Source organism: Streptomyces showdoensis (assembly GCF_039535475.1).
Lineage (GTDB): Bacteria > Actinomycetota > Actinomycetes > Streptomycetales > Streptomycetaceae > Streptomyces > Streptomyces showdoensis.
Map to the genome: position 1 here is coordinate 66,432 of NZ_BAAAXG010000026.1, position 23,982 is coordinate 90,413.

24 protein-coding genes and 1 pseudogene are annotated in these 23,982 nt (G+C 72.3%); 13 read left to right on the top strand and 12 right to left on the bottom strand.

Annotation, left to right across the window (positions count from 1 at the left end):
- Window positions 1-62: 62 nt before the first annotated feature.
- Complete coding sequence (locus ABD981_RS12820; RefSeq protein WP_046909172.1) at window positions 63-1,160, top strand: ATP-binding cassette domain-containing protein; 1,098 nt, start codon at window positions 63-65, stop codon at window positions 1,158-1,160.
- Window positions 1,157-1,969 carry an ABC transporter permease gene (locus ABD981_RS12825; protein WP_046909171.1) on the top strand — a complete coding sequence of 271 codons (813 nt, stop codon included), beginning with the start codon at window positions 1,157-1,159 and terminating at the stop codon, window positions 1,967-1,969. Before ABD981_RS12820 ends, ABD981_RS12825 begins: the two co-directional genes overlap by 4 nt.
- A gap of 13 nt (window positions 1,970-1,982) precedes the next feature.
- Here ABD981_RS12825 and ABD981_RS12830 read toward each other — a convergent pair whose 3' ends face one another.
- Window positions 1,983-2,309, bottom strand: coding sequence for a hypothetical protein (locus ABD981_RS12830; protein ID WP_046909170.1), 327 nt, complete (start codon window positions 2,307-2,309; stop codon window positions 1,983-1,985).
- A 222-nt stretch (window positions 2,310-2,531) separates the two neighbouring features.
- Between ABD981_RS12830 and ABD981_RS12835 the strand changes: the two genes are divergently transcribed.
- Window positions 2,532-3,566 carry an LLM class flavin-dependent oxidoreductase gene (locus tag ABD981_RS12835; RefSeq protein WP_046909169.1) on the top strand — a complete coding sequence of 345 codons (1,035 nt, stop codon included), beginning with the start codon at window positions 2,532-2,534 and terminating at the stop codon, window positions 3,564-3,566.
- Window positions 3,567-3,650: 84 nt separating this feature from the next.
- On the opposite strand, the gene ABD981_RS12840 is transcribed toward ABD981_RS12835, so the two are convergent.
- Window positions 3,651-4,043, bottom strand: a complete 393-nt coding sequence (locus ABD981_RS12840) for an SCO5389 family protein (RefSeq protein ID WP_046909168.1) — start codon at window positions 4,041-4,043, stop codon at window positions 3,651-3,653.
- 239 nt (window positions 4,044-4,282) lie between these two features.
- On the opposite strand from ABD981_RS12840, the gene nucS reads away from it, so the two are divergent.
- The gene (gene nucS / locus ABD981_RS12845) at window positions 4,283-4,963 is read left to right on the top strand and encodes an endonuclease NucS (protein WP_046909167.1); all 681 of its coding nucleotides are present in this window, start codon (window positions 4,283-4,285) and stop codon (window positions 4,961-4,963) included.
- A 75-nt stretch (window positions 4,964-5,038) separates the two neighbouring features.
- On the opposite strand, the gene ABD981_RS12850 is transcribed toward nucS, so the two are convergent.
- The 3 genes from ABD981_RS12850 to ABD981_RS12860 form a co-directional block, all read right to left on the bottom strand.
- The gene (locus ABD981_RS12850) at window positions 5,039-7,675 is read right to left on the bottom strand and encodes an ATPase AAA (protein WP_046909166.1); all 2,637 of its coding nucleotides are present in this window, start codon (window positions 7,673-7,675) and stop codon (window positions 5,039-5,041) included.
- A gap of 197 nt (window positions 7,676-7,872) precedes the next feature.
- Complete coding sequence (locus ABD981_RS12855; protein ID WP_024761898.1) at window positions 7,873-8,196, bottom strand: STAS domain-containing protein; 324 nt, start codon at window positions 8,194-8,196, stop codon at window positions 7,873-7,875.
- 174 nt (window positions 8,197-8,370) lie between these two features.
- Window positions 8,371-9,219 carry a 3-hydroxyacyl-CoA dehydrogenase family protein gene (locus ABD981_RS12860; RefSeq protein WP_046909165.1) on the bottom strand — a complete coding sequence of 283 codons (849 nt, stop codon included), beginning with the start codon at window positions 9,217-9,219 and terminating at the stop codon, window positions 8,371-8,373.
- Window positions 9,220-9,412: 193 nt separating this feature from the next.
- Between ABD981_RS12860 and ABD981_RS12865 the strand changes: the two genes are divergently transcribed.
- Genes ABD981_RS12865 through ABD981_RS12875 form a run of 3 tightly spaced genes read left to right on the top strand, consistent with a single transcriptional unit; the run spans window position 9,413 to window position 12,369 of the window.
- Window positions 9,413-10,435, top strand: a complete 1,023-nt coding sequence (locus tag ABD981_RS12865) for an EamA family transporter (protein WP_123954687.1) — start codon at window positions 9,413-9,415, stop codon at window positions 10,433-10,435.
- On the top strand, window positions 10,432-11,196 hold the full coding sequence (locus ABD981_RS12870; RefSeq protein WP_046909164.1) for a hypothetical protein: 765 nt from the start codon (window positions 10,432-10,434) through the stop codon (window positions 11,194-11,196). Before ABD981_RS12865 ends, ABD981_RS12870 begins: the two co-directional genes overlap by 4 nt.
- 12 nt (window positions 11,197-11,208) lie before the next feature.
- Window positions 11,209-12,369 (top strand): cysteine desulfurase family protein, encoded by a 1,161-nt coding sequence (locus tag ABD981_RS12875; protein ID WP_046909163.1) that lies wholly within the window; start codon window positions 11,209-11,211, stop codon window positions 12,367-12,369.
- On the opposite strand, the gene ABD981_RS12880 is transcribed toward ABD981_RS12875, so the two are convergent.
- Window positions 12,348-12,986, bottom strand: a complete 639-nt coding sequence (locus ABD981_RS12880) for a TetR/AcrR family transcriptional regulator (protein ID WP_046909162.1) — start codon at window positions 12,984-12,986, stop codon at window positions 12,348-12,350. The genes ABD981_RS12875 and ABD981_RS12880 overlap by 22 nt on opposite strands.
- A gap of 71 nt (window positions 12,987-13,057) precedes the next feature.
- Here ABD981_RS12880 and ABD981_RS12885 point away from each other — a divergent pair, with 71 nt between their 5' ends.
- From ABD981_RS12885 to ABD981_RS12895, 3 genes are read left to right on the top strand one after another with little or no spacing between them, the layout of a single operon-like run.
- Window positions 13,058-13,831, top strand: a complete 774-nt coding sequence (locus ABD981_RS12885) for an ABC transporter ATP-binding protein (RefSeq protein ID WP_046909198.1) — start codon at window positions 13,058-13,060, stop codon at window positions 13,829-13,831.
- Window positions 13,832-13,843: 12 nt separating this feature from the next.
- Window positions 13,844-14,593 carry an ABC transporter permease gene (locus tag ABD981_RS12890; RefSeq protein WP_046909161.1) on the top strand — a complete coding sequence of 250 codons (750 nt, stop codon included), beginning with the start codon at window positions 13,844-13,846 and terminating at the stop codon, window positions 14,591-14,593.
- A 13-nt stretch (window positions 14,594-14,606) separates the two neighbouring features.
- Entirely contained in the window at window positions 14,607-15,179 is a 573-nt protein-coding gene (locus ABD981_RS12895; RefSeq protein WP_046909160.1) for a cob(I)yrinic acid a,c-diamide adenosyltransferase, read from the top strand.
- 75 nt (window positions 15,180-15,254) lie between these two features.
- Here the strand turns inward: ABD981_RS12895 and ABD981_RS12900 are convergent.
- A pseudogene (locus ABD981_RS12900) lies at window positions 15,255-15,815 on the bottom strand (hypothetical protein); the annotation flags it as partial.
- Between the two features lie 151 nt (window positions 15,816-15,966).
- Between ABD981_RS12900 and ABD981_RS12905 the strand changes: the two are divergent.
- From ABD981_RS12905 to ABD981_RS12915, 3 genes are all read left to right on the top strand, one after another.
- Window positions 15,967-17,172 (top strand): sensor histidine kinase, encoded by a 1,206-nt coding sequence (locus ABD981_RS12905; protein ID WP_046909158.1) that lies wholly within the window; start codon window positions 15,967-15,969, stop codon window positions 17,170-17,172.
- A complete protein-coding gene (locus ABD981_RS12910) occupies window positions 17,169-17,846 on the top strand; it encodes a response regulator (protein ID WP_046909157.1) in 678 nt (225 codons plus the stop codon). Before ABD981_RS12905 ends, ABD981_RS12910 begins: the two co-directional genes overlap by 4 nt.
- Window positions 17,847-17,970: 124 nt before the next feature.
- Window positions 17,971-19,818 carry a glycosyl hydrolase family 18 protein gene (locus tag ABD981_RS12915; protein WP_382748400.1) on the top strand — a complete coding sequence of 616 codons (1,848 nt, stop codon included), beginning with the start codon at window positions 17,971-17,973 and terminating at the stop codon, window positions 19,816-19,818.
- Here ABD981_RS12915 and ABD981_RS12920 read toward each other — a convergent pair.
- From ABD981_RS12920 to ABD981_RS12940, 5 genes are all read right to left on the bottom strand, one after another.
- A complete protein-coding gene (locus tag ABD981_RS12920) occupies window positions 19,815-20,480 on the bottom strand; it encodes a 4'-phosphopantetheinyl transferase family protein (protein ID WP_165590965.1) in 666 nt (221 codons plus the stop codon). The genes ABD981_RS12915 and ABD981_RS12920 overlap by 4 nt on opposite strands.
- 58 nt (window positions 20,481-20,538) lie before the next feature.
- Entirely contained in the window at window positions 20,539-20,985 is a 447-nt protein-coding gene (locus ABD981_RS12925; RefSeq protein ID WP_046909154.1) for a DUF2550 domain-containing protein, read from the bottom strand.
- Between the two features lie 144 nt (window positions 20,986-21,129).
- A complete protein-coding gene (locus tag ABD981_RS12930; RefSeq protein ID WP_046909153.1) occupies window positions 21,130-21,504 on the bottom strand; it encodes a F0F1 ATP synthase subunit epsilon in 375 nt (124 codons plus the stop codon).
- A gap of 113 nt (window positions 21,505-21,617) precedes the next feature.
- The gene (gene atpD, locus ABD981_RS12935) at window positions 21,618-23,060 is read right to left on the bottom strand and encodes a F0F1 ATP synthase subunit beta (protein ID WP_046909152.1); all 1,443 of its coding nucleotides are present in this window, start codon (window positions 23,058-23,060) and stop codon (window positions 21,618-21,620) included.
- Window positions 23,060-23,977 (bottom strand): F0F1 ATP synthase subunit gamma, encoded by a 918-nt coding sequence (locus tag ABD981_RS12940; protein WP_046909151.1) that lies wholly within the window; start codon window positions 23,975-23,977, stop codon window positions 23,060-23,062. Before ABD981_RS12940 ends, atpD begins: the two co-directional genes overlap by 1 nt.
- Between the last annotated feature and the right edge of the window lie 5 nt (window positions 23,978-23,982).

Below are 23,982 nucleotides of genomic sequence, written 5' to 3' on the forward strand. Positions count from 1 at the left end.
GGGGCTCCGGCCACCGGCCGCCACGCCCCGACGACGACCTGACCTGTCGATGGGGCTGGAGAATGATCGAGGCAGTCGGCCTGACGAAGCGCTATGGCGCCAAGACGGCCGTGTACAACCTTTCCTTCCAGGTGAGGCCCGGCCATGTCACCGGCTTCCTGGGCCCCAACGGCTCGGGCAAGTCCACGACCATGCGCATGATCCTCGGCCTGGACACGCCGACCTCCGGCCGGGTGACCATCGGCGGTCACCCCTTCCGGAGCCTGCCGAACGCGCCCCGGCAGGTCGGCGCGCTGCTCGACGCGAAGGCCGTGCACGGCGGCCGCAGCGCCCGCAGCCACCTGCTGTCGCTCGCCCAGCTGGCCGGCATCCCGGCGCAGCGGGTCGACGAGGTGCTCGGGGTCGTGGGCCTCCAGGACGTCGCCAAGCGCCGTTCCAAGGGCTTCTCGCTGGGCATGGGGCAGCGGCTGGGCATCGCCGCGGCGCTGCTCGGCGACCCGCAGGTGCTGCTCTTCGACGAGCCGGTCAACGGCCTCGACCCCGAGGGCATCCTCTGGGTGCGCAACCTGATGAAGAAGCTGGCCTCCGAGGGGCGGACGGTCTTCGTCTCCAGCCATCTGATGAGCGAGATGGCGCTGACCGCCGACCACCTGATCGTGATCGGCCGAGGCCAGCTGCTCGCCGACATGAGCGTGACCGACTTCATCTCGGCGAACTCCGCCGACTTCGCCCGGGTCCGCACCCCGGGGACGGAGCCGCAGCAGCGGGAGAAGCTGACCACCGTGCTCACCGAGGCCGGCGGCCAGGTCATGCCGGAGCCGGACGGCGCGCTGCGCGTGACCGGGCTCGCGCTGCCCCGGATCAGCGACCTCGCGCACGGGGCGGACGTCCGCCTGTGGGAGCTCTCGCCGCACCAGGCCTCGCTGGAGGAGGCGTACATGCGGATGACGCAGGGCGCCGTCGACTACCGCTCGACCGACGACCGGCTCGCCCACCTCCAGGCGCCGCAGCCGCAGCCGTACGGGCTCCCGCAGCCGGAGGGGTACGCGGTCCCCGAGGTGCCGCAGCAGGGCTGGTACGCCCCGCCGCCGCCCGGACAGAACCCGTACGCCACCCCGCAGAACCCGCAGCAGGGCCAGAACCCCGAGGAAGCCCGATGACGACCCCGTACGCCTACGTCTCCCCGATCCCGGTCCGCAAGGCGCACCTCGGCGACGCGCTGGCCTCCGAGTGGACCAAGATCCGCTCGGTGCGCTCCACCATGTGGACGCTGGGGGTCATGGTGCTGCTGATGCTCTCCATCGGCCTGGGCGTCGCGGCCATCGCCTCGGCCTCCAAGGCCCCGATGGGCGAGGAGTCCGCGCTCGGCTTCGGCTTCTTCGGGATGCTGCCGGCCTCGATCTGCGTGATCACGCTCGGCGTCCTGACCATCGCCTCCGAGTACGGCACCGGCATGATCCGGACCACCCTGACGGCCTGCCCGAGCCGGGCCCGGGTGCTCACGGCGAAGGCGATCGTCTTCTTCCTGCTGGTCTTCACGGTCACCACCGTGATCGCGACCCTCGTGGCCGTCGCGCAGGTCGCGATCGTGGACACCGCGGTGGCGCCGACGGGGGCCGAGTGGCTGCGGGCGACGGTCGGGGCGGGCGCCTACCTCGCCATGCTCGGCCTGCTGTCGCTGGCGATGGGCACGCTCATCCGGCACTCGGCGGGTGCGATCACGGTGATGATCGGCCTGCTGCTGCTCCCGCTGGTGGCGGCCCTCTTCATGTTCTCCGAGGCGCTGAAGTCGGTACAGGAGTTCCTGTTCACCTACGCGATCCCCTCGCAGATGATCGCCCTGTACAGCGAGACCGCGCCGTTCGGCGAGAACGGCCCGGCGGGCTGGGAGCCGCTGCTGATCATGGCGGGCGTCACGGCCGTGGTGTTCGGCGGCGCCTTCGCGCTGCTGAACAGCCGGGACGTGTGAGCCGCCGGCCCGCTCAGTACTTCGGCGCGTTGCGGGACCGCTGCACCCGGCTGGTGCGGCGGTCCTTCGCGTTCCAGCAGGCCTTGTGCCAGTGCCTGCGGTCGTCCACTCCCCCGTACTCGGGCCAGGCCACCACGTGCGGGGCGCCGCCGGGGATCTCCTGGTCGCAGCCGGGGCAGCGGTAGCGCTTGCCGGGCGCGCTCGCGCCGGCGACATGGCGGACGTACCACTCCTCGCCCTGCCAGGTCTCGCTGCGCTGCGAGCCGCCGTACCGGTCGCCCTGCTCGCCCTGCGGATCGGGGTTCGCACCGCCTCGGGCGCGGTTGTGGCGCGGGGACACTTCGACACCTCACGGGGGCGTAGACACTGAAGGTTCCGTCCAGCCTACGGGCCGCGACGGGGTCGCTCCGCACCCGGCCGCGGCGGATCAGCCGAAAATCGCAAGAACTTCATGAACGCCCGTTGCCTTTGGCACGTGTCAGACGTTGTTGCCGGTACGACGGGAAGTCCGCGAGGGGTTCGCGAGGGGGCGAACGCGTCGGCCGCAAGGAGGCAGAAGGCGATGCGCGTGGGTACGTTCGTGCTGGCCGCCCAGTTCCCGGGCCAGGGTCAGCAGGAGGCGCTGCACCGGGCGGTGCGGACCGCCGAAGCGGCCGAGGAGGCGGGGCTCGACTCCGTCTGGCTCGCCGAGCACCACTTCGTGCCGTACGGGGTCTGCCCGTCGGCCGTCACCCTGGCCGGGCTGCTCCTCGGGCGCACCCGCCGGCTGCGGGTCGGCACGGCGGTCAGCGTGCTGCCGAGCGCGCACCCGGTCGCGCTGGGCGAGCAGGCGGCGCTGCTGCACGTGGCCTCCGGGGGAAGGTTCACCCTCGGAGTGGGCCGCGGGGGCCCGTGGGTGGACCTGGAGGTGTTCGGCGCGGGGCTCCCCGCGTACGAGCAGGGCTTCCCCGAATCGCTCGACCTGCTGCTCCGCTGGCTCCGGGAGCCCCGGGTCGGCGCCCAGGGGGAACGATTCGCTTTCCGTGAGGTGGCGGTCGTGCCGGGCCCCGGCGAGCTGATCGGCGGGCCGGCCTCGCCCGAGGTGGTGGTCGCCTGCACCTCGCCGACGAGCGTGCGGCTCGCCGCCGAGCGGGGGCTGCCGATGCTCCTCGGCATGCACTGCGGGGACGAGGAGAAGGCCGAGGCGGTCGCCCTGTGGAGGCGGTGCGCGCGGGAGGCCGGGCGGGACCCGGACGAGATCGCGCGGATCGGCGCCGGCCATGTCTCGGCCGGGGTGGTCCAGCTCGCGGACCGCGGCGCGGACGCGGCGGAGGCTCTGGTGAAGGCGATGCCGGGCTGGCTGAAGCAAGGGCTTGACGCCCATGTGACCGTGGACGGCAGGCACCGCGCGATGCGCGACCCGGTGGCGTACACGGAGCTCCTGTGCGGGCTGCACCCGGTGGGCACCCCGCGGCTCGCGGCGGACCGGCTCGCGGCGACGGCGGAGCGGACCGGCATCACCCGCTTCGCCCTGCTCGCCGAGGGCTCCGGCGAGCTCGCCGCCACCGAGGAGAACGTGCGGCGCCTGGGCGCCGAGGTGCTCCCGCTGCTCGTCTGACCCCCTGGGGGTGAGGCAGGACCGTGCTGCCGCTCCGGCATCTCTTCGCTCTCCCGCGATGCGGAGCGGCAGCACCAGGCCTTGTCAGCAGTCGCGCAGTTCGGGCGACTGGTTGAGGAGCTGGCCCCGTATCGAGGTGAAGCGGGCGAGCCGCTCGTCCACGGAGGGGTCCAGCGGGAAGACCGCCACGCGGTGGCAGTTCTGGAAGGCGAGGCGCACCCCGAAGTGCCGCTGGAGCGCACCGCGGATGGCATCGCTCGCCAGGGCGCGCAACAGCTGACCACGTGCCTGCTCATTCGGCGGCGGCGTCTGGTTGTCGGCGAACTCGCCGCCGTCGACCTTCAGCTGTGCCACCAGAGCGCTGATCATCTCCCATGCGTAGGGCAGGGAGGTCCGGACGCAGTCGACGAAGTCGGCTTCGTCGACCTCGCCTCGCTCGGCCTGTTCCAACAGCGCCGGTGAGACGTCGAGCGACATGGGTTCTCCTCTCGCGACCCCGACGGGCGGGGTCTTGCGGGCAGGGACAGGGGCCGACGGCGCGCACGCAGCGTGCACACGCGGCGACCTCCTGTCTTCCACGGTAAGCGCGCCGGTCTGCCCGCACCAGGAGATTGGGCACACAACCGGCCAATAAGTGACGGTCGTTGGGCGTGCGCCGGGCGGGCGTTACGGCCCGAATCGCGCCGGAAGGCGTCCGTCTTGTAGCGTTGCGGACCATGCGTCTCGTCATTGCCCGCTGTTCCGTGGACTACGCCGGCCGGCTCACCGCCCACCTGCCCTCCGCGCCCCGTCTGATCCTGGTCAAGGCAGACGGCAGCGTCTCCATCCACGCGGACGACCGCGCGTACAAACCGCTCAACTGGATGTCGCCGCCGTGCACCCTCAAGGAGAGCTACGACGGTGGTGACGGCGAGGCGGCCGTCTGGACCGTGATCAACAAAGCGGGCGAGAAACTGATCATCACGATGGAGGAGATCCTCCACGACTCCTCGCACGAGCTGGGTGTCGACCCCGGTCTGATCAAGGACGGCGTCGAGGCGCACCTGCAGGAGCTGCTCGCGGACCGCATCGAGACGCTGGGCGAGGGCTGGACGCTGGTCCGCCGCGAGTACCCGACGGCGATCGGCCCGGTGGACATCCTGTGCCGGGACTCCGACGGGGCGACGGTCGCGGTGGAGATCAAGCGCCGCGGCGAGATCGACGGCGTCGAGCAGCTGACCCGCTACCTGGAGCTGCTCAACCGCGACCCGCACCTGGCACCGGTCAAGGGCATCTTCGCGGCCCAGGAGATCAAGCCGCAGGCGAAGGTGCTCGCCAACGACCGCGGGATCGACTGCGTGGTGCTCGACTACGACGCGCTGCGCGGCATCGAGGACGACAAGCTGCGGCTGTTCTGACCGTACGTACACAGGTACGAGAAGGGCCCGGGTGCGGACGGCACCCGGGCCTTCGTCGTACGCGGGGTCGGCGGGTCAGCCCGGGGTCCCGCCGGTGGCCGCGGGGGCGGACTCGGAGCGGGAGGCGGAGGCGGAGCCCGTGGGGTTCTGGGTGGGCGGCGTCGTCGTCGGGTCGGTGGTCGGCGGCGTCGTCGGCGGGGTCGTGGGCGGCGTGGTCGGCGGGGTGGTCGGCGGATTCGTGGGCGGGCTGGTCCTGGTCGGCGACAGGGTCGGCTTGGGCGGCGCCGTCGTCGTCGCGGCCGGGCCGCTCGGGGTGGCGCTGCCGGTCGCGGTCGGAGTGCCGACGGAGGCCGTCGGGGTGCCCGGGGTGCCGCTGCCGCCCGGGGTGGCCGTGCCGGTGGGGCCGGGTGCGGCCGGGTCCGAGGGGCCGCTGGTCGAGTCCTCGGTCGGCTCGTCGTCGCCGGGGGTGCCGTCCCCGGTGCCGTCGCCCTGGTCGGCGGTGCTGTCGGAGGTGACCCGGTCGTTGGCCGGGTGCTCGTCGTTGCCGGAGGTGGCGCCGATGGTGACGACCGTGCCGAGGACGGCGACGAGCAGGGCGCCCGCGCCGACGGCGGCCAGGTTGCGGCGGGCGCCGGCGAGGATGCCCTTGCGCAGCCCGGGGCGGTCCTCGTCCCCGACCGGGGCGGTGAGGACGGTCGGGGCGTCGTCGGGGAAGGCGGCGGACGCGGCGGCGAGCGGGCCGGCGGGCGTCGGCACCGTCGGCGGGGCCTTCTGGAAGGCGGGAGCCCCCGACGGGCCGGAGAACCCGGAGAAGCCGGAGTAGTCCGTGGGCGCGGCCAGGGCGGGGAAGGCGGGCTTGGCCGGCGGCGGGGCGGTCACCGGGACGCCGCGGGGCGGCGAGGCCGGTCCCTCGCGCCGGGCGGGCCCGGCGGGCGTGTCGGGGGCCGCCGGCGGCGCGGGCTCGACCGGGGCGGACTCGCCGGTGAGGTCGGCGACGAGCGCGAGGGCGCGGCGGCCGGCGACGGTGCCGCGCTTGTCGGCGAGGGCGCCGCGCAGGCCGATGGAGGCCTCCAGTTCGGCGCGGGCCCGCTGGAGGCTGCCGGCGCAGAGCGCGAGGATGCCCAACTCGTGGTGGAAGTACGCCTCTTCGGCTACCTCTCCGGCCCGCCGGGCGGCTTCCTGGCCGCCGCGCAGGGCCCGCTCCCAGGCGCCGAAGTGGAGGCCGGCGGCGAAGGCGGGCGCGGCGGCGCGGGCGAGCTGGACGGCGGTCGCCTGGTGCTCGGCCTCGGTGCCGGGGACGATCGCACCGAGGGCGGCGAGCAGCGCGTCGGCCTCGGCGGTGGCGCGCTCGGGGGTGACGGAGGGGTGCCCGGCCCACCAGGCGTAGTGCTGGGCGACGGTGTGGGCGCGGCCGCCGGCGTCCTCCTCGTACCCCTGGGCGAGGAGCTGGGTGAGGACTCCGGCGGCGAGGCGGTAGCGGGAGCCGACCGGCGAGAGCAGCCCGCAGCCCATGAGTTCGCCGAGGGCCGCGTCGGCGTGGGTGTCGCCGACGAGGGCGGGCAGGTGCGCCTGGTGCGGCACCTCGCCGCCGAGGGCGACGGCGAAGCGCAGGGTGTCCTGGGCGGCGCGGCTGAGCCGGGAGGCGAGCAGGGAGGCCGGGGCGGCGCCCTCGCCGAGGCTGGGCAGCGGTATGTCGCGGACCTCGACGTCGGGGTCGTCGGCGGCGACGGGGGCCGGGGTGCCGGGCGCCGCCGTGCCGCCGGAGGGACCGAAGGCCTCCTCCAGGGCGCCGAAGGCGTCGAACTCGGCGGGGGCGACCCGGAGCCGGTCGCGCTGCCGGAGCAGGGCGGCGGCCTGGACGAAGCGCAGCGGCAGGCCCTCGGACTCGAACCAGAGGTCGCCGGCCCAGTTGGCCTCCTCCTCGGTGAGGGCGCGGCCGACGGCGCTCTCCAGGAGCTCGACGGCGGCGGCGCGGCCGAGTCCTTCGAGGGCGACCTCTTCGAGGGCGGCCTCGGGGGAGGCGGCGGGGGTGTCGGGGGTGACGCCGAAGAGGAAGGCGCAGTCGGGGGTGGCGGCGAGCAGGTCGTCCAGGGCGGTGCCGCCGAACTCCAGGTCGTCGACGAGGACGATCGCGCCGATGCGGCGCACCTCGATGAGGAGTTCCTCGCGGTCGGGCCGGAAGCCGGGCGCGTACTGGACGGTGTGGAAGAGCTCGTACAGCAGCTCGGTGGGGGTGCGGTGGTGGCCGGAGAGGTGGACGACGCCGTCGGGGGCGATGTCGGCGCAGTCGGCGGCGACGGCGGCGAGGAGGGTGCTGCGGCCGGAGCCCGCGGGACCGGTGAGGCGCGCGGAGCGGCCCCGGGTGAGGTGCTCGACCAGGAGTTCGCGCTGCTCCTGCCGTTCCAGCAGGGGCAGGGCGGGGGCCGCGGGACCGGGCGGTACGGGGGGTGCGGCGGCGCGGGCTGCCTCGGCGCGCTCCTCGGCGGTGCGGCGGCGGGGGGCCGGGGGCTGTTCGCCGGGCGGGCACACCTCGATCTCGCTGCCGTCGACGGGGTTGACGGTGAGCAGCAGTCCGCCGGCGACGACGCGGGCCGTGCGGACCCGGGCGGGGGTGGTGGACGCGGGGACGAGCGCGGCGGCGTGTCCGGGGCGGGCGTCCTCGCCCTCGGTGTCGTGACCGTACTCCTCGGGTCCCCGGTTGATCGGGTCCATGGTCGAGCTCCCAAGCGGCGGGCGATGTGCAGGCGAGAGCCGACCCTAGACGGTTGTCCCACCTCCGGGAACAGGCGGGGTGCCGTGGAGACCAAGACGTCACGGTCTTGTGAGGATTGAGCGTGACGCCTGGTTTCCACAACGGCTTCACACGTGCGCCGGAGTCACACGGTCACCCGGGTCACCGGCGGGCGCGGTCACACGCGCGGCAGCGACTCCGCGGCGAGGCCGCCCTCGATGGCGAGGATGCGGTGCAGCCGGGTGGCGACGAGGAGGCGCTGCATCTGGGGCGGCACCCCGCGCAGCACCAGCCGGCGGCCGCAGCGGCCGGCTCTGCGGTGGGCGCCCATGATGACCCCGAGCCCGGTGGCGTCCCAGGAGTCGAGACCGGTCAGGTCGAGCACGAGGTCGCCGACTCCGTCGTCGACGGCCGAGTGCAGGACCGTACGGGCGTCCGCCGCGCTGCGGACGTCGAGGCGGCCCCCGACGACCAGCTCGACGTGGTCGCCCCTGATGTGCATATGCGCTCCCCGAGAGTGCTCCGTCGTGTGCCCGTCTTCGCAACGACTGACTGCCGCATCGGCAGAAGCGTTGCGCCTTGTAAGCGAACCGATATCGAAATTCACCCCGAGGGGCGATGGTGCGGGGGGCGGTCGGACCCCTGTGCGGACTCCGCACCGACCCCCCGAGCGGAATCAGTACGTGTAGAAGCCCTGCCCGCTCTTGCGCCCGATGTCACCCGCGTCCACCATCCGGCGCATCAGCTCCGGCGGGGCGAACTTCTCGTCCTGGGTCTCGGTGTAGATGTTGCTGGTGGCGTTGACGAGGATGTCGACGCCGGTGAGGTCGGTGGTGGTGAGCGGGCCCATCGCGTGCCCGAAGCCCAGCTTGCAGGCGATGTCGATGTCCTCGGCGGTGGCCACGCCGGACTCGTACAGCTTGGCGGCCTCGACGACCAGCGCCGAGATGAGGCGGGTGGTGACGAAGCCGGCGACGTCGCGGTTGACGACGATGCAGGTCTTGCCGACGGACTCGGCGAACTCCCGCGCGGTGGCGAGGGTGGCGTCGCTCGTCTTGTAGCCGCGGACGAGCTCGCAGAGCTGCATCATCGGGACCGGCGAGAAGAAGTGGGTGCCGACCACGGACTCCGGGCGCTCCGTCACCGCGGCGATCTTGGTGATCGGGATGGCGGAGGTATTGGAGGCGAGCACGGCGCCGTCCTTGGCGACCTTGTCGAGGGCGCGGAAGATCTCGTGCTTGACCTCCAGCTTCTCGAACACCGCCTCGACCACGATGTCGGCGTCGGCGACGGCCTCCAGCTCGGTGGTGGCGGTGATCCGCCCGAGGGCGGCCTCGGCCTCGGCGGCGTCCAGCCTGCCCTTGGCGACGAAGCGGTCGTAGGAGGCCTTGACGGAGTCGGTGCCCCGGGTCAGCGCGGCGTCGGTGACGTCACGCAGGACGACGTCCCAGCCTGCCTGGGCCGAGACCTGCGCGATACCGGACCCCATGAGTCCGGCCCCGATGACGGCGAGCTTCCCTGCCACGTCTTCCACCCCTCAATGCCCACGACAACTGTTCACTTCTGGCTCTTCGGCGGAGATTAGCGGGCCCGGGGCGCCAAGTGACCCTGAAGTAATGCGCGTCACGCCCGGTTTGACGGACGTCACACTCGCGACACCCCGACGGCGGCCGACATCACCTGACCCCATACCCCTGGGGGGTATATGATCGTGTGTCATGCGTCGCTACGACCCGAGAGCCGCCCCCGCGCCGCTTCTGCTGCTCGCCGGCATGGTCAGCCTGCAATTCGGCTCCGCCTTCGCCAAGACGCTCTTCGAGCAGATCGGACCGACCGGGGCCACCCTGCTGCGGCTGCTGTTCTCCGCGGCCCTGCTCTGCCTGTTCTCCCGGCCCGCGCTGCGGCTGCTGCGCACCCACTGGCGGCTGCTGCTGCCGTACGGAGCGGTCTTCACCGTCATGCAGTTCGCGTTCTACGAGGCCACCTCCCGCCTCCCACTGGGCGTGGTGGTCACCCTGGAGTTCAGCGGGCCGCTGCTGCTCGCCGCGCTGACCTCGCGGCGGGCCCTCGACCGGCTCTGGGTGCTGCTCGCGGCGGCCGGACTGCTGGTGCTCGGCGGCACGCGGGGCCTGGACGACCCGGTCGGGCTCGCCGCGGCCCTGCTCACCGGCGCCGCCCTGACCGGCTACATCCTGCTCGGCGCCCGCGTCGGGCGGGCCGTCCCGGGCGGCGCGGGGCTCGCGCTCGGCCTGGGCGTGGCCGCCGTGCTCGCGCTGCCGACCGCGCCGGCGCTCGGGCTGCCGCCGCTCGCGGTGCTCACGGAGCCGGCCGTGCTGGGCGCGGCGCTCGGGGTGGCCGTGCTGACCACGGTGATCCCGTTCTCGCTGGAGTTCGCCGCGCTGCGCAGGCTGCCGCCGCGGGTCTTCGCGGTGCTCTCCACCGTCGAGCCGGTCATCGCCGCCCTGGTGGGCCTGGCCCTCCTCGGCGAACGCCTCTCGCCGCTCCAGTGGGCCGCCGTGCTCTGCGTGGTGGGCGCGGCGATCGGCACGGGCGTGGGCGCCGCCACGCCCCCGGAGGACCCCGCCCCCGACCTCGACCCCGTATCCGTATCCGTATCCGTATCCGTATCCGACACATCGTCAAGACCGTCCGGATCCACGCCCGGAACACCGTCCGAAGCACCGTCCGAAGCACCGTCCGATCGAACTTCCCCGAAGCAGAACGGAGTGCACCAGACATGAGCCCCACCACCCTGAGCACCGAGCGCGCCGCCCGCGTCGCGCCCCTCCTGGAGACCGTCTCCCGCACCACCCGCACGGCCCTGCTCGTCGCCGGCGGCTACTTCGAGACCGCCGCCGGGATCGGCGCCTTCTCACTGAACTCCTTCGACCTCGCCCTGGAGACCGGGGCCGTGGCCCGCCGGCTGCACCGGGGCAACAAGGTCCTCTACGACGTCATCGTCAACGACCTCGGCCTGTCCTGTTCCACCGAGGTCTGTACGGTCCCGGCCCCGGGCACGGCCGCCCCCGAGGTGCTCGACCTCGCGCCGCTCGACGCCGCGGCGGCCGCGGCCGGGATCACGTACTCCGTCACCCGCGAGCGGACCCTGCGCAACCGTGCCGCCCGCGCCATGAAGCACGCCGTGCGCGGCTCCGCGCTCGAACCGCCCTTCTCCCGCGAGGGCGACGAGATCCTGTTCCGCTCCCGGAGCTACGCCAAGGTGCTCGCCGGCGTGGTCAAGGACGACCACGTCGTGCCGCGCTGCCCGCTGATCGTCGCCGAGTACTTCGCGCGCTACTTCGCCCGGCTGCGGGCCTTCCCCGACTGCCCGCGCCGCCATGTCGTCGACGTCAACTCCCTGGCCGACCGCGACAAGGTGACCAAGGGCGCCGAGATCTACCTGCGCACCCGGGGCACGTCGGAGGAGGAGATCACGCTGGTCTTCGCCGACGCGGAGTGCGCCGACCCGATCGCCCTGACCTACACCGCGTACGACTTCTGAGGGGAGCGCGACATGGCGACGATCTATCTCGACCACCAGGCGACCACCCCGATGGACCCGGCGGTCGCCGAGGCGATGCACACGGCCGCCACCGAGTGCTTCGCCAACCCGTCCAGCCCGCACGCGGCCGGCATCCGCGCCTTCCGCGAGGTGGAGCGGGCGCGCGGCACCGTCGCCCGGTTCCTCGGGGCCGCGCGCAGCGAGATCTACTTCACCTCGGGCGCCACCGAGGGCAACAACCTCGCCGTCAAGGGCGTCGTCGGCACCGGCTCCGGCGCGCCGGTCCGGCACGTGGTGACGACGGCGGTGGAGCACAAGTCCGTGCTGGACACCTGCCGTTCGCTGCGGGCGGGCGGCCACGAGGTGACCGTGCTGCCGGTGGACGCCGAGGGCCGGGTGGATCCGGCCCGGGTGGCGGCGGCGCTGCGGCCGGAGACCGCGCTGGTGTCGGTGATGCTCGCCAACAACGAGGTCTCCACGATCCAGCCGGTCGCCCGGATCGCCGAGCTGACCCGGGCGGCCGGAGTGCCGCTGCACTGCGACGCCACCCAGGGCGTGGGCACCCTCCCGGTGGACGTGCGGGAGCTGGGCGTGGACCTGCTGACCTTCTCGGGGCACAAGATCTACGGCCCGAAGGGCATCGGCGTCCTGTACGTCTCCAACGCGCTGTCGGACGAGGCGCCGCTGGTGCCGCTGCTGCACGGCGGCGGCCAGGAGCGCGGGCTGCGGGCCGGCACGCTCAACACGGCCGCGGTGATCGGCCTCGGCAGGGCAGTGGAACTCCTCGCGGCGGGACGCGAGCGGGAGGCGGGCCGGCTGGCGGCGCTGCGCGGGCGGTTCCTCGCGGAGCTGGCCGGGCTCGTGCCGTACACGCTCAACAGCGGTACGGGCGTGGGGTTCCTGCCGCAGGCGGTGAACCTGTCGTTCGAGGGGGCGGACGCGCAGCAGCTGCTCCTGGAGGTCACCGCGGTCGCCGTGTCCTCGGGTTCGGCGTGCAACAGCTCGGCGCAGGAGCCCTCCCACGTGCTGACCGCGATCGGGCTGCCGCCGGAGCGGATCCGGGGCAGCATCCGGGTGGGCTTCGGCCGCTTCACCACCGAGGAGCAGGCGGTCCGGGCGGCCCACGCGCTGGCGGCGGGGGTCCTGGCCGCTCAGCCGGTCCGCACCGCGTAGTCCAGCACTCTCGCGCCCAGCAGGTCCTCGATCTCGTCGAGCAGGTCGAGGGCCTCGCGGGAGACCTCGCCCGCCTTGCGTCCCGCGGTCATCTCGGCGCTGATGAAGGCGATGACGGTGTCCTGGATCCAGGCGATCTGGCCCCCGACGAGCAGCGGCATCGGGTCGTCCGCGGGCGCGCCGGCGTCCTCCCGGAGCGCGGCGACGGTGGCCTCGCGGACCTCCTGCTGGAGGTGGAAGAGCCGGGCCTTGAGGGTGGGCGCGTCGTCGATCACGCGCATGAAGGCGTCGTAGCCGTCCATCAGCCCGTACGCGGGCGAGACGGCGGTGACATGGCCGCGGATCTCGCGCAGCACGGCCCGGGCCGCGGACTCGCCCGGGTCCCGGCCGCGGATCATCCGGGCCAGCCGGTGGGTGATGCCCTCCATCCGGTCGAGGAAGAGGTCCTCCTTGGCCGGGAAGTAGTTGTACACGGTGTTGACGGAGACGTCCGCGGCCTCCGCGATCTCCGCGACCGTGACGGCCGTGAAGCCGCGCTCCAGGAAGAGCCCGGTCGCGATGTCCGAGATCCGTTGTTTCGTCTGGCGCTTCTTGCGCTCCCTGAGCCCCTCAGCCATGCCCCCATCCTAGGGGTCCTGAAATTTTGGAGGCGTTGCAAAATTTAAGAGACTCTGTTTTTGTGGTCACCATGCCAATCATCAGCACCTCCGGGCTGTCCCGGACCTTCCGCACGCCCAAGGGCGAGGTCCACGCCGTCCGCGGGATCGACCTCACCGTGCGGACCGGCGAGATCCTGGGCTTCCTCGGCCCCAACGGGGCCGGCAAGACCACCACGCTGCGGATGCTCACCACGCTCCTGCCGCCCACCGGCGGCGCCGCCACCGTCGCCGGCCACGACCTGATCCGCGACCCCGTCGGCGTGCGGCGCCGGATCGGCTACGTCGCCCAGTCCGGCGGCGTCGACCCGCAGGAGACCGTCGGCTCCGAACTCGTGCTCCAGGGCCGCCTCTACGGACTCCCCCGCCCCCGCGCGCGGGCCCGCGCCGAGGAGCTCGCCGAGGAGCTCGGCCTGACCGGGCTCCTCGACCGCTCCACCGCCGCCCTCTCCGGCGGCCAGCGGCGGCGCCTCGACCTCGCCCTCGGCCTCACCCACCGCCCGGAGCTGCTCTTCCTCGACGAGCCGACCACCGGCCTCGACCCGGGCAGCCGCGCCGACCTGTGGGCGCTGGTGCGGCGGCTGCGCGACGAGCACGGCACCACCGTCGTCCTGACCACCCACTACCTCGACGAGGCCGACGCCCTCGCCGACCGGCTCGTGGTCGTCGACCAGGGCGTCGTCGCCGCCGAGGGCACCCCCGCCGCGCTCAAGGCCGAGCACGGCGCGGACACCCTCCAGGACGCCTTCCTCGCCCTCACCGGCCGCGCCCCCGCGCCCGCCGACACCACGCCCGTCGCCGTCTAGGAGCCCCCACCGATGCTCGTCCACGACACCGCGGTGCTCTTCGCCCGCTACGCCCGGCAGACCCTGCGCTCGCCGTTCCAGATCTTCTTCGGCGTCCTGATGCCGCTGCTCTACCTGCTCTTCTTCGGCCCCCTGCTCACCGGCCTGCCGCTCGGCCGCGCGGGCGACTCCTGGCAGGTCCTGGTCCCCGGACTGCTGCTCCAGCTCGGCCTCTTCGGAGCCTCCTTCGCCGGCTTCGCCGTCATCATGGAGAAGAACTGGGGCGTCCTCGACCGGATGCGCGTCACCCCGGCGAGCCGGCTCGCGCTGCTCCTCGGCCGGGTCCTGCGGGACACCGGCCTCTTCGTCTTCCAGGCCGTGCTGCTCGTGCTCGCCGCCCTGCTCATGGGCCTGCGGGCACCGCTCGCCGGCATCCTGATCGGCTTCGCCTTCGTGGCGCTGCTGACCTTCGCGCTGGCCTCGCTCTCGTACACGCTGGCGCTGAAGCTGCGCAGCCCGCAGGAGTTCGGCCCGGCGGTCAACACGCTCGCCGTCCCGTCGATGCTGCTGTCCGGGCTGATGCTGCCGATGGCGCTCGCCCCCGGCTGGCTCGACGTGCTCTCGCACCTGATGCCCTTCCGCTACCTGGTGGACGCGGTCCGGGACGCCTACGTCGGGCGGTACACGGGCACGACGATGCTGTACGGCGTGCTGGTCGCCGTCGGCCTCGCGGCACTCGCCGTGACGGTGGGCACACGCACCTTCAAGAAGGCCCACGCGTAACTAGGCTGGCCCCATGGTCAACCTGACGCGCATCTACACCCGCACCGGCGACAAGGGCACCACCGCCCTCGGCGACATGAGCCGGACCGCCAAGACGGATCTGCGGATCTCCGCCTACGCCGACGCCAACGAGGCCAACGCCGTCATCGGCACGGCCATCGCGCTCGGCCGGCTCGACGAGGACGTCGTGAAGGTCCTGGTCCGCGTCCAGAACGACCTGTTCGACGTGGGCGCGGACCTGTCGACCCCGGTCGTCCCCGACCCGCAGTACCCGCCGCTGCGCGTCGAGCAGTCGTACGTCGACAAGCTGGAGGCGGACTGCGACCTGTTCCTGGAGCGGCTCGACAAGCTGCGCTCCTTCATCCTGCCCGGCGGCACGCCCGGCGCGGCGCTGCTGCACCAGGCGTGCACGGTGGTCCGGCGGGCGGAGCGCTCCACGTGGGCGGCGATCGAGGTCCACGGGGAGACGATGAACCCGCTGACCGCCACCTACCTCAACCGGCTATCGGACCTGCTCTTCATCCTCGCCCGGACGGCGAACAAGGAGGTCGGGGACGTGCTGTGGGTCCCGGGCGGGGAGCGCTGACGGACCCTGCGCGGGCTTCCGGGCCCGCTCCGGAGCGGGTTCGCGGGCGGGCTCCGGAGCGGGTTCGCGGGCCTGCTCAGGAGACGGCGGCCGCTCCTCCACCTTCGGTGCCTTCTTCGGGAAGACCGCGTACGACAGCGCGATCAGGCCGTGGATGCCGGCCGCCCGCCAGGCGGCGACGATCCAGCCCTTGAGGGACTCGGTGTTCCCCGAGTCGCCCACGTACCAGGCGGCCAGCAGCAGCAGACCGCTCGCGACGGACGCGGCCACCACCGAGCCGAGCCACACCCGGCCCTCGTGGCGGGCCCGGGCCGTCCCGTAGCGCGGCGGCCCCTCGGGCGGCGGGCCGCCGCCGAGGCGGTGGGCGGCGTGCCCGTCGAGCCAGCGCACCGTGCGGTGGCCGTGGCCCACGGTGTAGCCGATGTAGAGCGCGGCGAGCCCGTGCTTCCAGCTCGGGTCGGCGCCGTTCTTGAGGTCGATCGCCGTGGCGACGAGCAGCACGACCTCCAGGAGCGGCTCGCACAGCAGCAGCGCCAGGCCGAGGCGCGGCATCTTCAGCAGGTAGCGGGCGGCGAGTCCGGCGGCCAGCAGGACCCAGAATCCGACCTCGCAGAGCACGATCAGCGTGACGATCACGGGTCTCCCCTTTCGGTACCCCACCAGCGTCCCGCCCGCCCGGGCCGCTTTCGTCGTCGTCGGTGAGGAACCGCGTCTACATCCTTCGACGGAGGGGCGGCTCGGCCCGTCCGTGGACGTCCCGGCCCCGGGCAGCGTGTTGGATGGAGGGGTGCCCCTCCCCCGCCTCCCCCGTCCGCACCGCGACGACGTCTTCATCGGCGCCTGCGGTCTCGCCTGCGGCCTGCTGCTGTGGTCGTTCGGGCTCTACAACAAGGTCGACAACGTCTTCCCGCAGTCCTGGGCGACGCTCATCCCGCTCGTGGTCATGGCCGCCATGGAGGCGCTGCGCCGGACCGCGCCCCGGACCGCGCTGACCGTCGGCACCCTCGCGATCGTCGGCGACCAGTTCACCAACGGCAACCTCGTCACCGTGCTCATGTTCACGGACGTGGTCTATGCCGCCGTGGTCTACGGGACGCCCACCTCGGCCAAGCGGATCCCGTACACGACGGGGCTGATCACCGTCGCGCTGACGATCGTCCTGCTCGTGTGGTGGCAGAACGCGATCGCCCTGCTGGTCGGGGTGGTCAGCGGCATGGTGTCGTTCCTGCCCGCGGTCACCGGCGCCATCGTGCGCAACCACCGGGAGGCGGCCGACTCGGCGCGGCTGCGCGCCGAACAGACCGCGCTGCTGGCCGAGATGGACCGGGCCCAGGCGGTCGTCGCCGAGCGCGCCCGGATGGCCCGGGAGCTGCACGACATGGTCGCCAACCACCTCTCGGCGATCGCGATCCACTCCACCGCCGCGCTCTCGATCGACGACGCGGGCACCACCCGGCAGGCGCTGGGCGTGATCCGGGAGAACAGCGTCGCGGGGCTCGCCGAGATGCGGCGGCTGATCGGCCTGCTCCGGGACAGCGCCGAGGACACCGGGCCGGCGGCCGTGCCCCGGCTCTCCGGCCTGGACGCGCTGGTGGCCCAGGCCCGGACGAACGGCGCGCCCAGCGGGCTGGCGTTCCGGCTCGACGACACCCGCGAGGAGACCGGGGAGCAGCTGCCGGCGCCGGTCGAGCTGGCCGCGTACCGGATCGTGCAGGAGTCGCTGACCAACGCCCTCAAGCACGCGGTGGCCGGGACGGTCACGGTCACCCTGGCCCGCGACGCGCGGGCCCTGACGATACGGGTGACCAGCCCGTTCGGGGACCGGCCCGGGCCCCGCGCCCCCGGGTCGGGGGCCGGCCTGGTCGGGATGCGGGAGCGGGTGGCGCTGCTCGGCGGGGAGTTCGAGGCGGGCCCCGTGCCGGACGCGGACGGGACGAAGATCTGGCGGGTGCGGGCCGAGCTGCCCGCCGAGGAGAGGACGGTGGAGACATGACGATCCGGATCGTGGTCGCCGAGGACCAGAGCGCGGTGCGCGCGGGACTCGTGCTGATCCTGGGCAGTGCGCCGGACATCGAGGTGGTGGGCGAGGCCGCGGACGGCGAGCGGGCGGTGGAGCTGGCCCGCGAACTGCGCCCGGACCTGGTCCTGATGGACGTGCAGATGCCCCGGATGGACGGGGTGACGGCGACCCGGCTGGTGGTGGCCGAGGGGCTGGCGGACGTCCTGGTGCTGACCACCTTCGACCTGGACGAGTACGTGTTCGGGGCGCTGCGGGCCGGGGCCTCGGGCTTCCTGCTGAAGAACGCGGACGCGAAGGACCTGATCGCGGCGGTGCGGACGGTGGCGGGGGGCGAGGGGCTGATCGCACCGGCGGTGACCCGTCGGCTGATCGCCGAGTTCGCGGCCCCGCGCCGCCCCGAGCCCACGGTCGATCCGGGGATCGTGGACCGGCTGACGCCCCGGGAGCGGGAGGTGCTCGCGGCGCTGGGCTCGGGCCTGTCGAACGCCGAGATCGCGGTCCGCCTCGACATGGCGGAGGCCACGGTGAAGACCCACGTCAGCAAGGTGCTGGGGAAGCTGGAGCTGCGCAGCCGGGTCCAAGCGGCGGTGCTGGCGCAGGAGTTGGGAATCCGAGCCGGAGGCCATGACTCGAGGGGAAATATCTGAGAGAGACCGTTCCAACGTTGGTCTGGACCTCTTGACGGCTGGTCCAGACCTTTCTACGCTCGGCGGGCGCGCGCACCTTTTCGGACCACCCCCACCCTTGTCGTCCGCAACTTGAGGAGCACCGTTGAGCACTCAAGCACCGACGCGCAGAGCAGGGTTCAGACACCGGGCTGCCGCCGGTCTGACCGCCCTCGTCCTGCCACTGGCCGCCATGATCGGCCTCGCCGCCCCCGCGGAGGCCGCCACCTCGGCCACCGCCACGTACACCAAGGTCTCCGACTGGGGCTCCGGCTTCGAGGGCAAGTGGACGGTGAAGAACACCGGCACCACCACGCTCTCCTCCTGGACCGTCGAATGGGACTACCCCTCCGGCACCGCGGTCACCTCCGCCTGGGACGCCACCGTCACCAGCTCCGGGACCCACTGGACCGCCAAGAACATCAGCTGGAACGGCACCCTCGCCCCCGGCGCCACCGTCTCCTTCGGCTTCAACGGCAGCGGCTCCGGCGCGCCCAGCGGCTGTAAGATCAACGGCGCTTCCTGCGACGGCTCCACCCAGCCCGGGGACAACCCGCCCTCCGCCCCCGGCACCCCGGTCGCCTCGGCCATCACCGACACCTCGGTGAAGCTCACCTGGGCCGCCGCCACCGACGACAAGGGCGTCAAGAACTACGACGTGCTGCGCGACGGCACGAAGGTCACCACCACGACCGCCCTCACGTACACGGACAGCGGGCTCACCGCCGGCACCGACTACAGCTACACGGTCGTCGCCCGCGACAGCATCGACCAGACCGGCCCGGCGAGCGCCGCGACCCCGGTCCGCACCACGGGCGGCGGAGGCGGCACCCCGCCCCCGAACGTCGTGAAGATGGGCTACTTCACCAACTGGGGCGTCTACGGGCGCAACTACCACGTGAAGAACATCGCCAGCTCCGGCTCCGCGTCGAAGATCACGCACATCAACTACGCCTTCGGCAACGTGACCGGCGGCAAGTGCACGATCGGCGACTCCTACGCGGACTACGACAAGGCCTACACCGCCGACCAGTCCGTCGACGGCGTCGCCGACACCTGGGACCAGCCGCTGCGCGGCAACTTCAACCAGCTGCGCAAGCTGAAGAAGGCCTACCCGAACATCAAGGTCATCTGGTCCTTCGGCGGCTGGACCTGGTCCGGCGGCTTCGGCCAGGCCGTCCAGAACCCGACCGCCTTCGCCCAGTCCTGCTACGACCTGGTCGAGGACCCGCGCTGGGCCGACGTCTTCGACGGCATCGACCTCGACTGGGAGTACCCGAACGCCTGCGGCCTGTCCTGCGACACCAGCGGTCCGGCCGCCTTCAAGAACATGATGCAGGCCATGCGCGCCAAGTTCGGTGCGAACGCCCTGGTCACCGCGGCCGTCACGGCCGACGCCTCCACCGGCGGCAAGATCGACGCCACCGACTACGCGGGCGCCGCGCAGTACATGAACTGGTTCAACGTCATGACGTACGACTTCTTCGGCGCCTGGGCGGCGAAGGGCCCGACGGCCCCGCACTCCCCGCTGACCTCGTACGCCGGCATCCCGCAGCAGGGCTTCAACTCCGCCGAGGCCATCGCCAAGTTCAAGGCCAAGGGCGTCCCCGGCAACAAGCTGCTGCTCGGCATCGGCTTCTACGGCCGCGGCTGGACCGGCGTCACCCAGTCCGCGCCCGGCGGCACCGCCACCGGACCGGCCCAGGGCACCTACGAGCAGGGCATCGAGGACTATAAGGTCCTGAAGAACTCCTGCCCGTCCAACGGGACCGTCGCCGGCACCGCCTACGCCCACTGCGGCACCAACTGGTGGAGCTACGACACCCCGGCCACCGTCACCTCGAAGATGAGCTGGGCCAAGAACCAGGGCCTCGGCGGCGCCTTCTTCTGGGAGTTCAGCGGCGACACCAGCAACGGCGAGCTGGTCGGCGCCATCAACAGCGGGCTGAACTAGCCCACGATCCGGCGGGGGCGGTGCAGCACGCCGCCCCCGTCGTGCCGGACGATCCGATGCGCCCCGCCCAGCAGGGCCACGGCTCCCCGGTACCCCTCCCCGGCATCCAGGTCGTACAGCCGCACCTCAGGGTGCGGCTGTACGTCGTCCCGGCCCCGCCAGGCCAGCAGCTCGGCCGGCCGGTCCGGCGCGGAGACCGTGAGCCGGGCGGGATCCACCCGCAGCCCCTCCCCCGTCGCCTTCAGCACGGCCTCCTTGCGCACCCAGTACGAGGTGAAGGCCACCGCCCGGGCCGGCCCCGGCACCCGGTCGAAGACGGCCCGCTCCCGCTCCGAGAGCACCGGCAGCGGCAGCTCGGCCAGCTCGGTGATGCGCTCGACGTCCACGCCGACCGGCGCGTCGGCGGACAGCGCCACCGCCACCAGCTCGCCCGAGTGGGAGATCGAGAACTCGACGGGAGCGTCCGTGAGGTACGGCTTGCCGTGCGGGCCCGCGGCGAAGGCGAGCCCCGCCGGATCCCGGTCCAGGGCGGCGCCGAGCACCGAGCGCAGCAGCGCGTGCGCGGTCAGGTACTGCGCGCGGACCGGCTCCCCGGTCAGCGACTCGTACACCCGGCGCTCGCGGGCGTCGAGGAGCGCGCAGAGGTGAGCGGACGCGGACACGGAAACGGCCCGGGCGGTCCACACATGGCACTCGCCGGGCCGGACGGAACAGAAGGAATCAGGCGACATTGACCCTCTGGCCCGGAGGCGCCGCCTCCAGCCAGGCCAGGAAACCGGTGAGCGCGTCCTCGCTCATCGCCAGCTCCAGGCGGGTGCCGCGGTGCAGACAGCCCTGGATCACCGAGTCGGAGAGCAGCGCCAGCTCCTCCTCGCCCTCGGGCATCCGGCGCTCCAGGACCTCGATGGCCGAGCGCTCCAGGACCCTGCGCGGGCGGGGGGCGTACGAGAAGACGCGGAACCAGGCGATCTCGTCACCGCTGTAGCGGGCGACGCCGTAGACCCAGCCCTTGCCGGAGGGGTCCGGCTCCTCTCCGATGTTCCACCGCAGCGAACAGTCGAAGGTGCCGCCGGCCCGCTGGATCAGCCTCCGGCGCAAGCCGAAGACGAAGAGCCCGATCACCACCAGTGCGACGACCAGGCCGCACACGAGCAGAGCGAGGAACATCTTCACCGACCTCCTCGCTGCGTCCCGTAACCGGTGGACCCGGCCGTACCGAATACAACCTGCATCTGCATCGCCTCAGCCGCGGCACGGTCTGGAAAATTCCAGCCGTGCCGCGGCTGAGGGCTTGGGCTCTCGCGCGGTCCGCTAGCGGACCGATACCGCGCGCAGCCGGACCTCGGCGCGCCGCTCGGCGGCGGCGTCCGACTCCGTCTTCGCGCGCTCCAGCGCGCGCTCGGCGCGCTGGGCGTCGATCTCGTCCGACAGCTCGGCGATCTCCGCGAGCAGAGACAGCTTGTCATCGGCGAACGACAGGAAACCGCCGTGGACGGCGGCCACGACCGTGCCGCCCTCACTCGTACGGATGGTCACGGGGCCCGACTCCAGCACACCCAGCAGCGGCTGGTGACCGGGCATGACGCCGATGTCGCCGGAGGTCGTACGCGCGATGACCAGGGTGGCCTCGCCGGACCAGACACTCCGGTCCGCTGCGACCAGCTCGACGTGCAGCTCAGCAGCCAAGGGTGGCTCCTCGGGTCACCACCCGGCGGTGCTGCCGGGTGTTGGGATCAATTCTAAAGGGCGTGAAGAGGGGGACGGGAACGTCTCCCGCCCCCCTCAGGCGAGCACGGGGCTCAGGAGACGCCGAGCTCCTTGGCGTTCTTCTTGAGGTCCTCGAGACCACCACACATGAAGAAGGCCTGCTCCGGGAAGTGGTCGAACTCACCGTCGCAGATCGCGTTGAACGCGGCGATCGACTCGTCGAGCGGAACGTCCGAACCGTCCACGCCGGTGAACTGCTTCGCCGCGTGGGTGTTCTGGGACAGGAAGCGCTCGACACGGCGGGCGCGGTGGACAACGAGCTTGTCCTCCTCGCTCAGCTCGTCGATACCGAGGATCGCGATGATGTCCTGGAGGTCCTTGTACTTCTGCAGGATTCCCTTGACGCGCGTGGCGGCGTCGTAGTGGTCCTGCGCGATGTAGCGCGGGTCCAGGATCCGGGACGTGGAGTCCAGCGGGTCCACGGCCGGGTAGATGCCCTTCTCGGAGATCGGACGGGAGAGAACCGTCGTCGCGTCGAGGTGGGCGAAGGTGGTCGCCGGCGCCGGGTCCGTGAGGTCGTCGGCGGGGACGTAGATCGCCTGCATCGAGGTGATCGAGTGACCACGGGTCGAGGTGATGCGCTCCTGGAGGAGACCCATCTCGTCGGCCAGGTTCGGCTGGTAACCCACCGCGGAGGGCATACGGCCGAGCAGGGTCGACACCTCGGAACCGGCCTGGGTGAAGCGGAAGATGTTGTCGATGAAGAACAGCACGTCCTGCTTCTGCACATCGCGGAAGTACTCCGCCATGGTCAGACCGGCGAGGGCGACGCGGAGACGGGTGCCCGGGGGCTCGTCCATCTGGCCGAAGACCAGCGCGGTCTTGTCCAGAACGCCGGACTCTTCCATTTCCGCGATGAGGTCGTTGCCCTCACGGGTGCGCTCGCCGACGCCGGCGAAGACGGAAACGCCCTCGTGCAGCTTGGCCACACGCATGATCATTTCCTGGATCAGAACGGTCTTGCCGACACCGGCGCCACCGAACAGACCGATCTTTCCACCCTTGACGTACGGGGTGAGAAGGTCGACGACCTTCAGGCCGGTCTCGAACATCTCGGTCTTCGACTCGAGGTCCGCGAACGCCGGGGCCTTGCGGTGGATGGACCAGCGCTCGCTGACCTCCGACTCGGCCTCGGGCTCGTTCAGGATCTGGCCCAGCGTGTTGAACACGCGACCCTTGGTGACGTCGCCGACGGGCACCGTGATGCCGTCGCCGGTGTCGACCACGGGGGCCTGGCGGACCAGACCGTCGGTGGGCTGCATCGAGATGGTACGGACGATGCCGTCACCGAGGTGCTGCGCGACCTCGAGCGTCAGCGTCTTCTTGGCGCCGTCCTCGGCCGGGTCGGAGACCTCGACGTGAAGGGCGTTGTAGATCTCCGGCATCGCGTCGACGGGGAACTCCACGTCGACGACCGGGCCGATGACCCGGGCGACGCGGCCCGTGGCGGCGGCCGTCTCAACAGTGGTCGTCATTACTTGTCACTCCCCGCGGTCGCGTCGGCCAGGGCTGCGGTGCCACCGACGATCTCGCTGATTTCCTGGGTGATTTCGGCCTGTCGGGCCGCGTTGGCAAGTCGGGAGAGGTTGTTGATCAAGTCTCCCGCGTTGTCGGTCGCCGACTTCATCGCACGACGCGTGGCGGCGTGCTTGGAAGCGGCCGACTGCAGCAGCGCGTTGTAGATCCGGCTTTCGACGTAGCGCGGCAGGAGGGCGTCCAGGACGTCCTCCGCCGACGGCTCGAAGTCGTACAGCGGGCGGAGCGTGTCCGACTCGCCGGCGTCCTTCGCCACCTCGTCGAGGCTGAGGGGCAGCAGCCGGGCCTCGACCGCCGTCTGCGTCATCATCGAGACGAACTCGGTGTAGACGATGTGGAGCTCGTCCACACCACCCTCGGCCGTGTCCTTCTCGATCGCCTCGATCAGCGGCGCCGCGATCTTCTTGGCGTCCGCGTACGAGGGCTCGTCCGTGAAGCCGGTCCACGTGTCGGACAGCTTGCGCTCACGGAAGTTGAAGTGCGCGACACCGCGGCGACCGACGACGTAGACGTCGACCTCGCGACCCTCGCTCTCCAGCTTCTTGATCAGCAGTTCCGCCGCCTTGATGGCGTTGGAGTTGAACGCGCCGGCCAGACCGCGGTCGCTCGCGAGGAGCAGGACCGCGGCACGGCTGGGGTTCTCCGCCTCGGTGGTCAGCGCGTGCTTGTCGTTCGCACCCGTGGCCACCGCGGTGACCGCGCGGGTCAGCTCGGTGGCGTACGGGGTCGACGCCTGCACCTTGCGCTGCGCCTTGACGACGCGCGAGGCGGCGATCATCTCCATCGCCTTGGTGATCTTCTTCGTCGCGGTGACGGATTTGATGCGACGCTTGTAGACCCGGAGCTGCGCTCCCATGAGTC

What these genes read in the sequence shown, in the direction of transcription:
- ABD981_RS12910 (WP_046909157.1), top strand. Translation starts at nt 17,169, where the DNA reads ATGACGATCCGGATCGTGGTCGCCGAGGACCAGAGCGCGGTGCGCGCG.
- ABD981_RS12865 (WP_123954687.1), top strand. Translation starts at nt 9,413, where the DNA reads ATGCGTCGCTACGACCCGAGAGCCGCCCCCGCGCCGCTTCTGCTGCTC.
- atpD (WP_046909152.1), bottom strand. Translation starts at nt 23,060, where the DNA reads ATGACGACCACTGTTGAGACGGCCGCCGCCACGGGCCGCGTCGCCCGG.
- ABD981_RS12850 (WP_046909166.1), bottom strand. Translation starts at nt 7,675, where the DNA reads ATGGACCCGATCAACCGGGGACCCGAGGAGTACGGTCACGACACCGAG.
- ABD981_RS12825 (WP_046909171.1), top strand. Translation starts at nt 1,157, where the DNA reads ATGACGACCCCGTACGCCTACGTCTCCCCGATCCCGGTCCGCAAGGCG.
- ABD981_RS12820 (WP_046909172.1), top strand. Translation starts at nt 63, where the DNA reads ATGATCGAGGCAGTCGGCCTGACGAAGCGCTATGGCGCCAAGACGGCC.
- ABD981_RS12855 (WP_024761898.1), bottom strand. Translation starts at nt 8,196, where the DNA reads ATGCACATCAGGGGCGACCACGTCGAGCTGGTCGTCGGGGGCCGCCTC.
- ABD981_RS12870 (WP_046909164.1), top strand. Translation starts at nt 10,432, where the DNA reads ATGAGCCCCACCACCCTGAGCACCGAGCGCGCCGCCCGCGTCGCGCCC.
- ABD981_RS12835 (WP_046909169.1), top strand. Translation starts at nt 2,532, where the DNA reads ATGCGCGTGGGTACGTTCGTGCTGGCCGCCCAGTTCCCGGGCCAGGGT.
- ABD981_RS12840 (WP_046909168.1), bottom strand. Translation starts at nt 4,043, where the DNA reads ATGTCGCTCGACGTCTCACCGGCGCTGTTGGAACAGGCCGAGCGAGGC.
- ABD981_RS12925 (WP_046909154.1), bottom strand. Translation starts at nt 20,985, where the DNA reads ATGTTCCTCGCTCTGCTCGTGTGCGGCCTGGTCGTCGCACTGGTGGTG.
- ABD981_RS12875 (WP_046909163.1), top strand. Translation starts at nt 11,209, where the DNA reads ATGGCGACGATCTATCTCGACCACCAGGCGACCACCCCGATGGACCCG.
- ABD981_RS12940 (WP_046909151.1), bottom strand. Translation starts at nt 23,977, where the DNA reads ATGGGAGCGCAGCTCCGGGTCTACAAGCGTCGCATCAAATCCGTCACC.
- ABD981_RS12895 (WP_046909160.1), top strand. Translation starts at nt 14,607, where the DNA reads ATGGTCAACCTGACGCGCATCTACACCCGCACCGGCGACAAGGGCACC.
- ABD981_RS12885 (WP_046909198.1), top strand. Translation starts at nt 13,058, where the DNA reads ATGCCAATCATCAGCACCTCCGGGCTGTCCCGGACCTTCCGCACGCCC.
- ABD981_RS12880 (WP_046909162.1), bottom strand. Translation starts at nt 12,986, where the DNA reads ATGGCTGAGGGGCTCAGGGAGCGCAAGAAGCGCCAGACGAAACAACGG.
- nucS (WP_046909167.1), top strand. Translation starts at nt 4,283, where the DNA reads ATGCGTCTCGTCATTGCCCGCTGTTCCGTGGACTACGCCGGCCGGCTC.
- ABD981_RS12890 (WP_046909161.1), top strand. Translation starts at nt 13,844, where the DNA reads ATGCTCGTCCACGACACCGCGGTGCTCTTCGCCCGCTACGCCCGGCAG.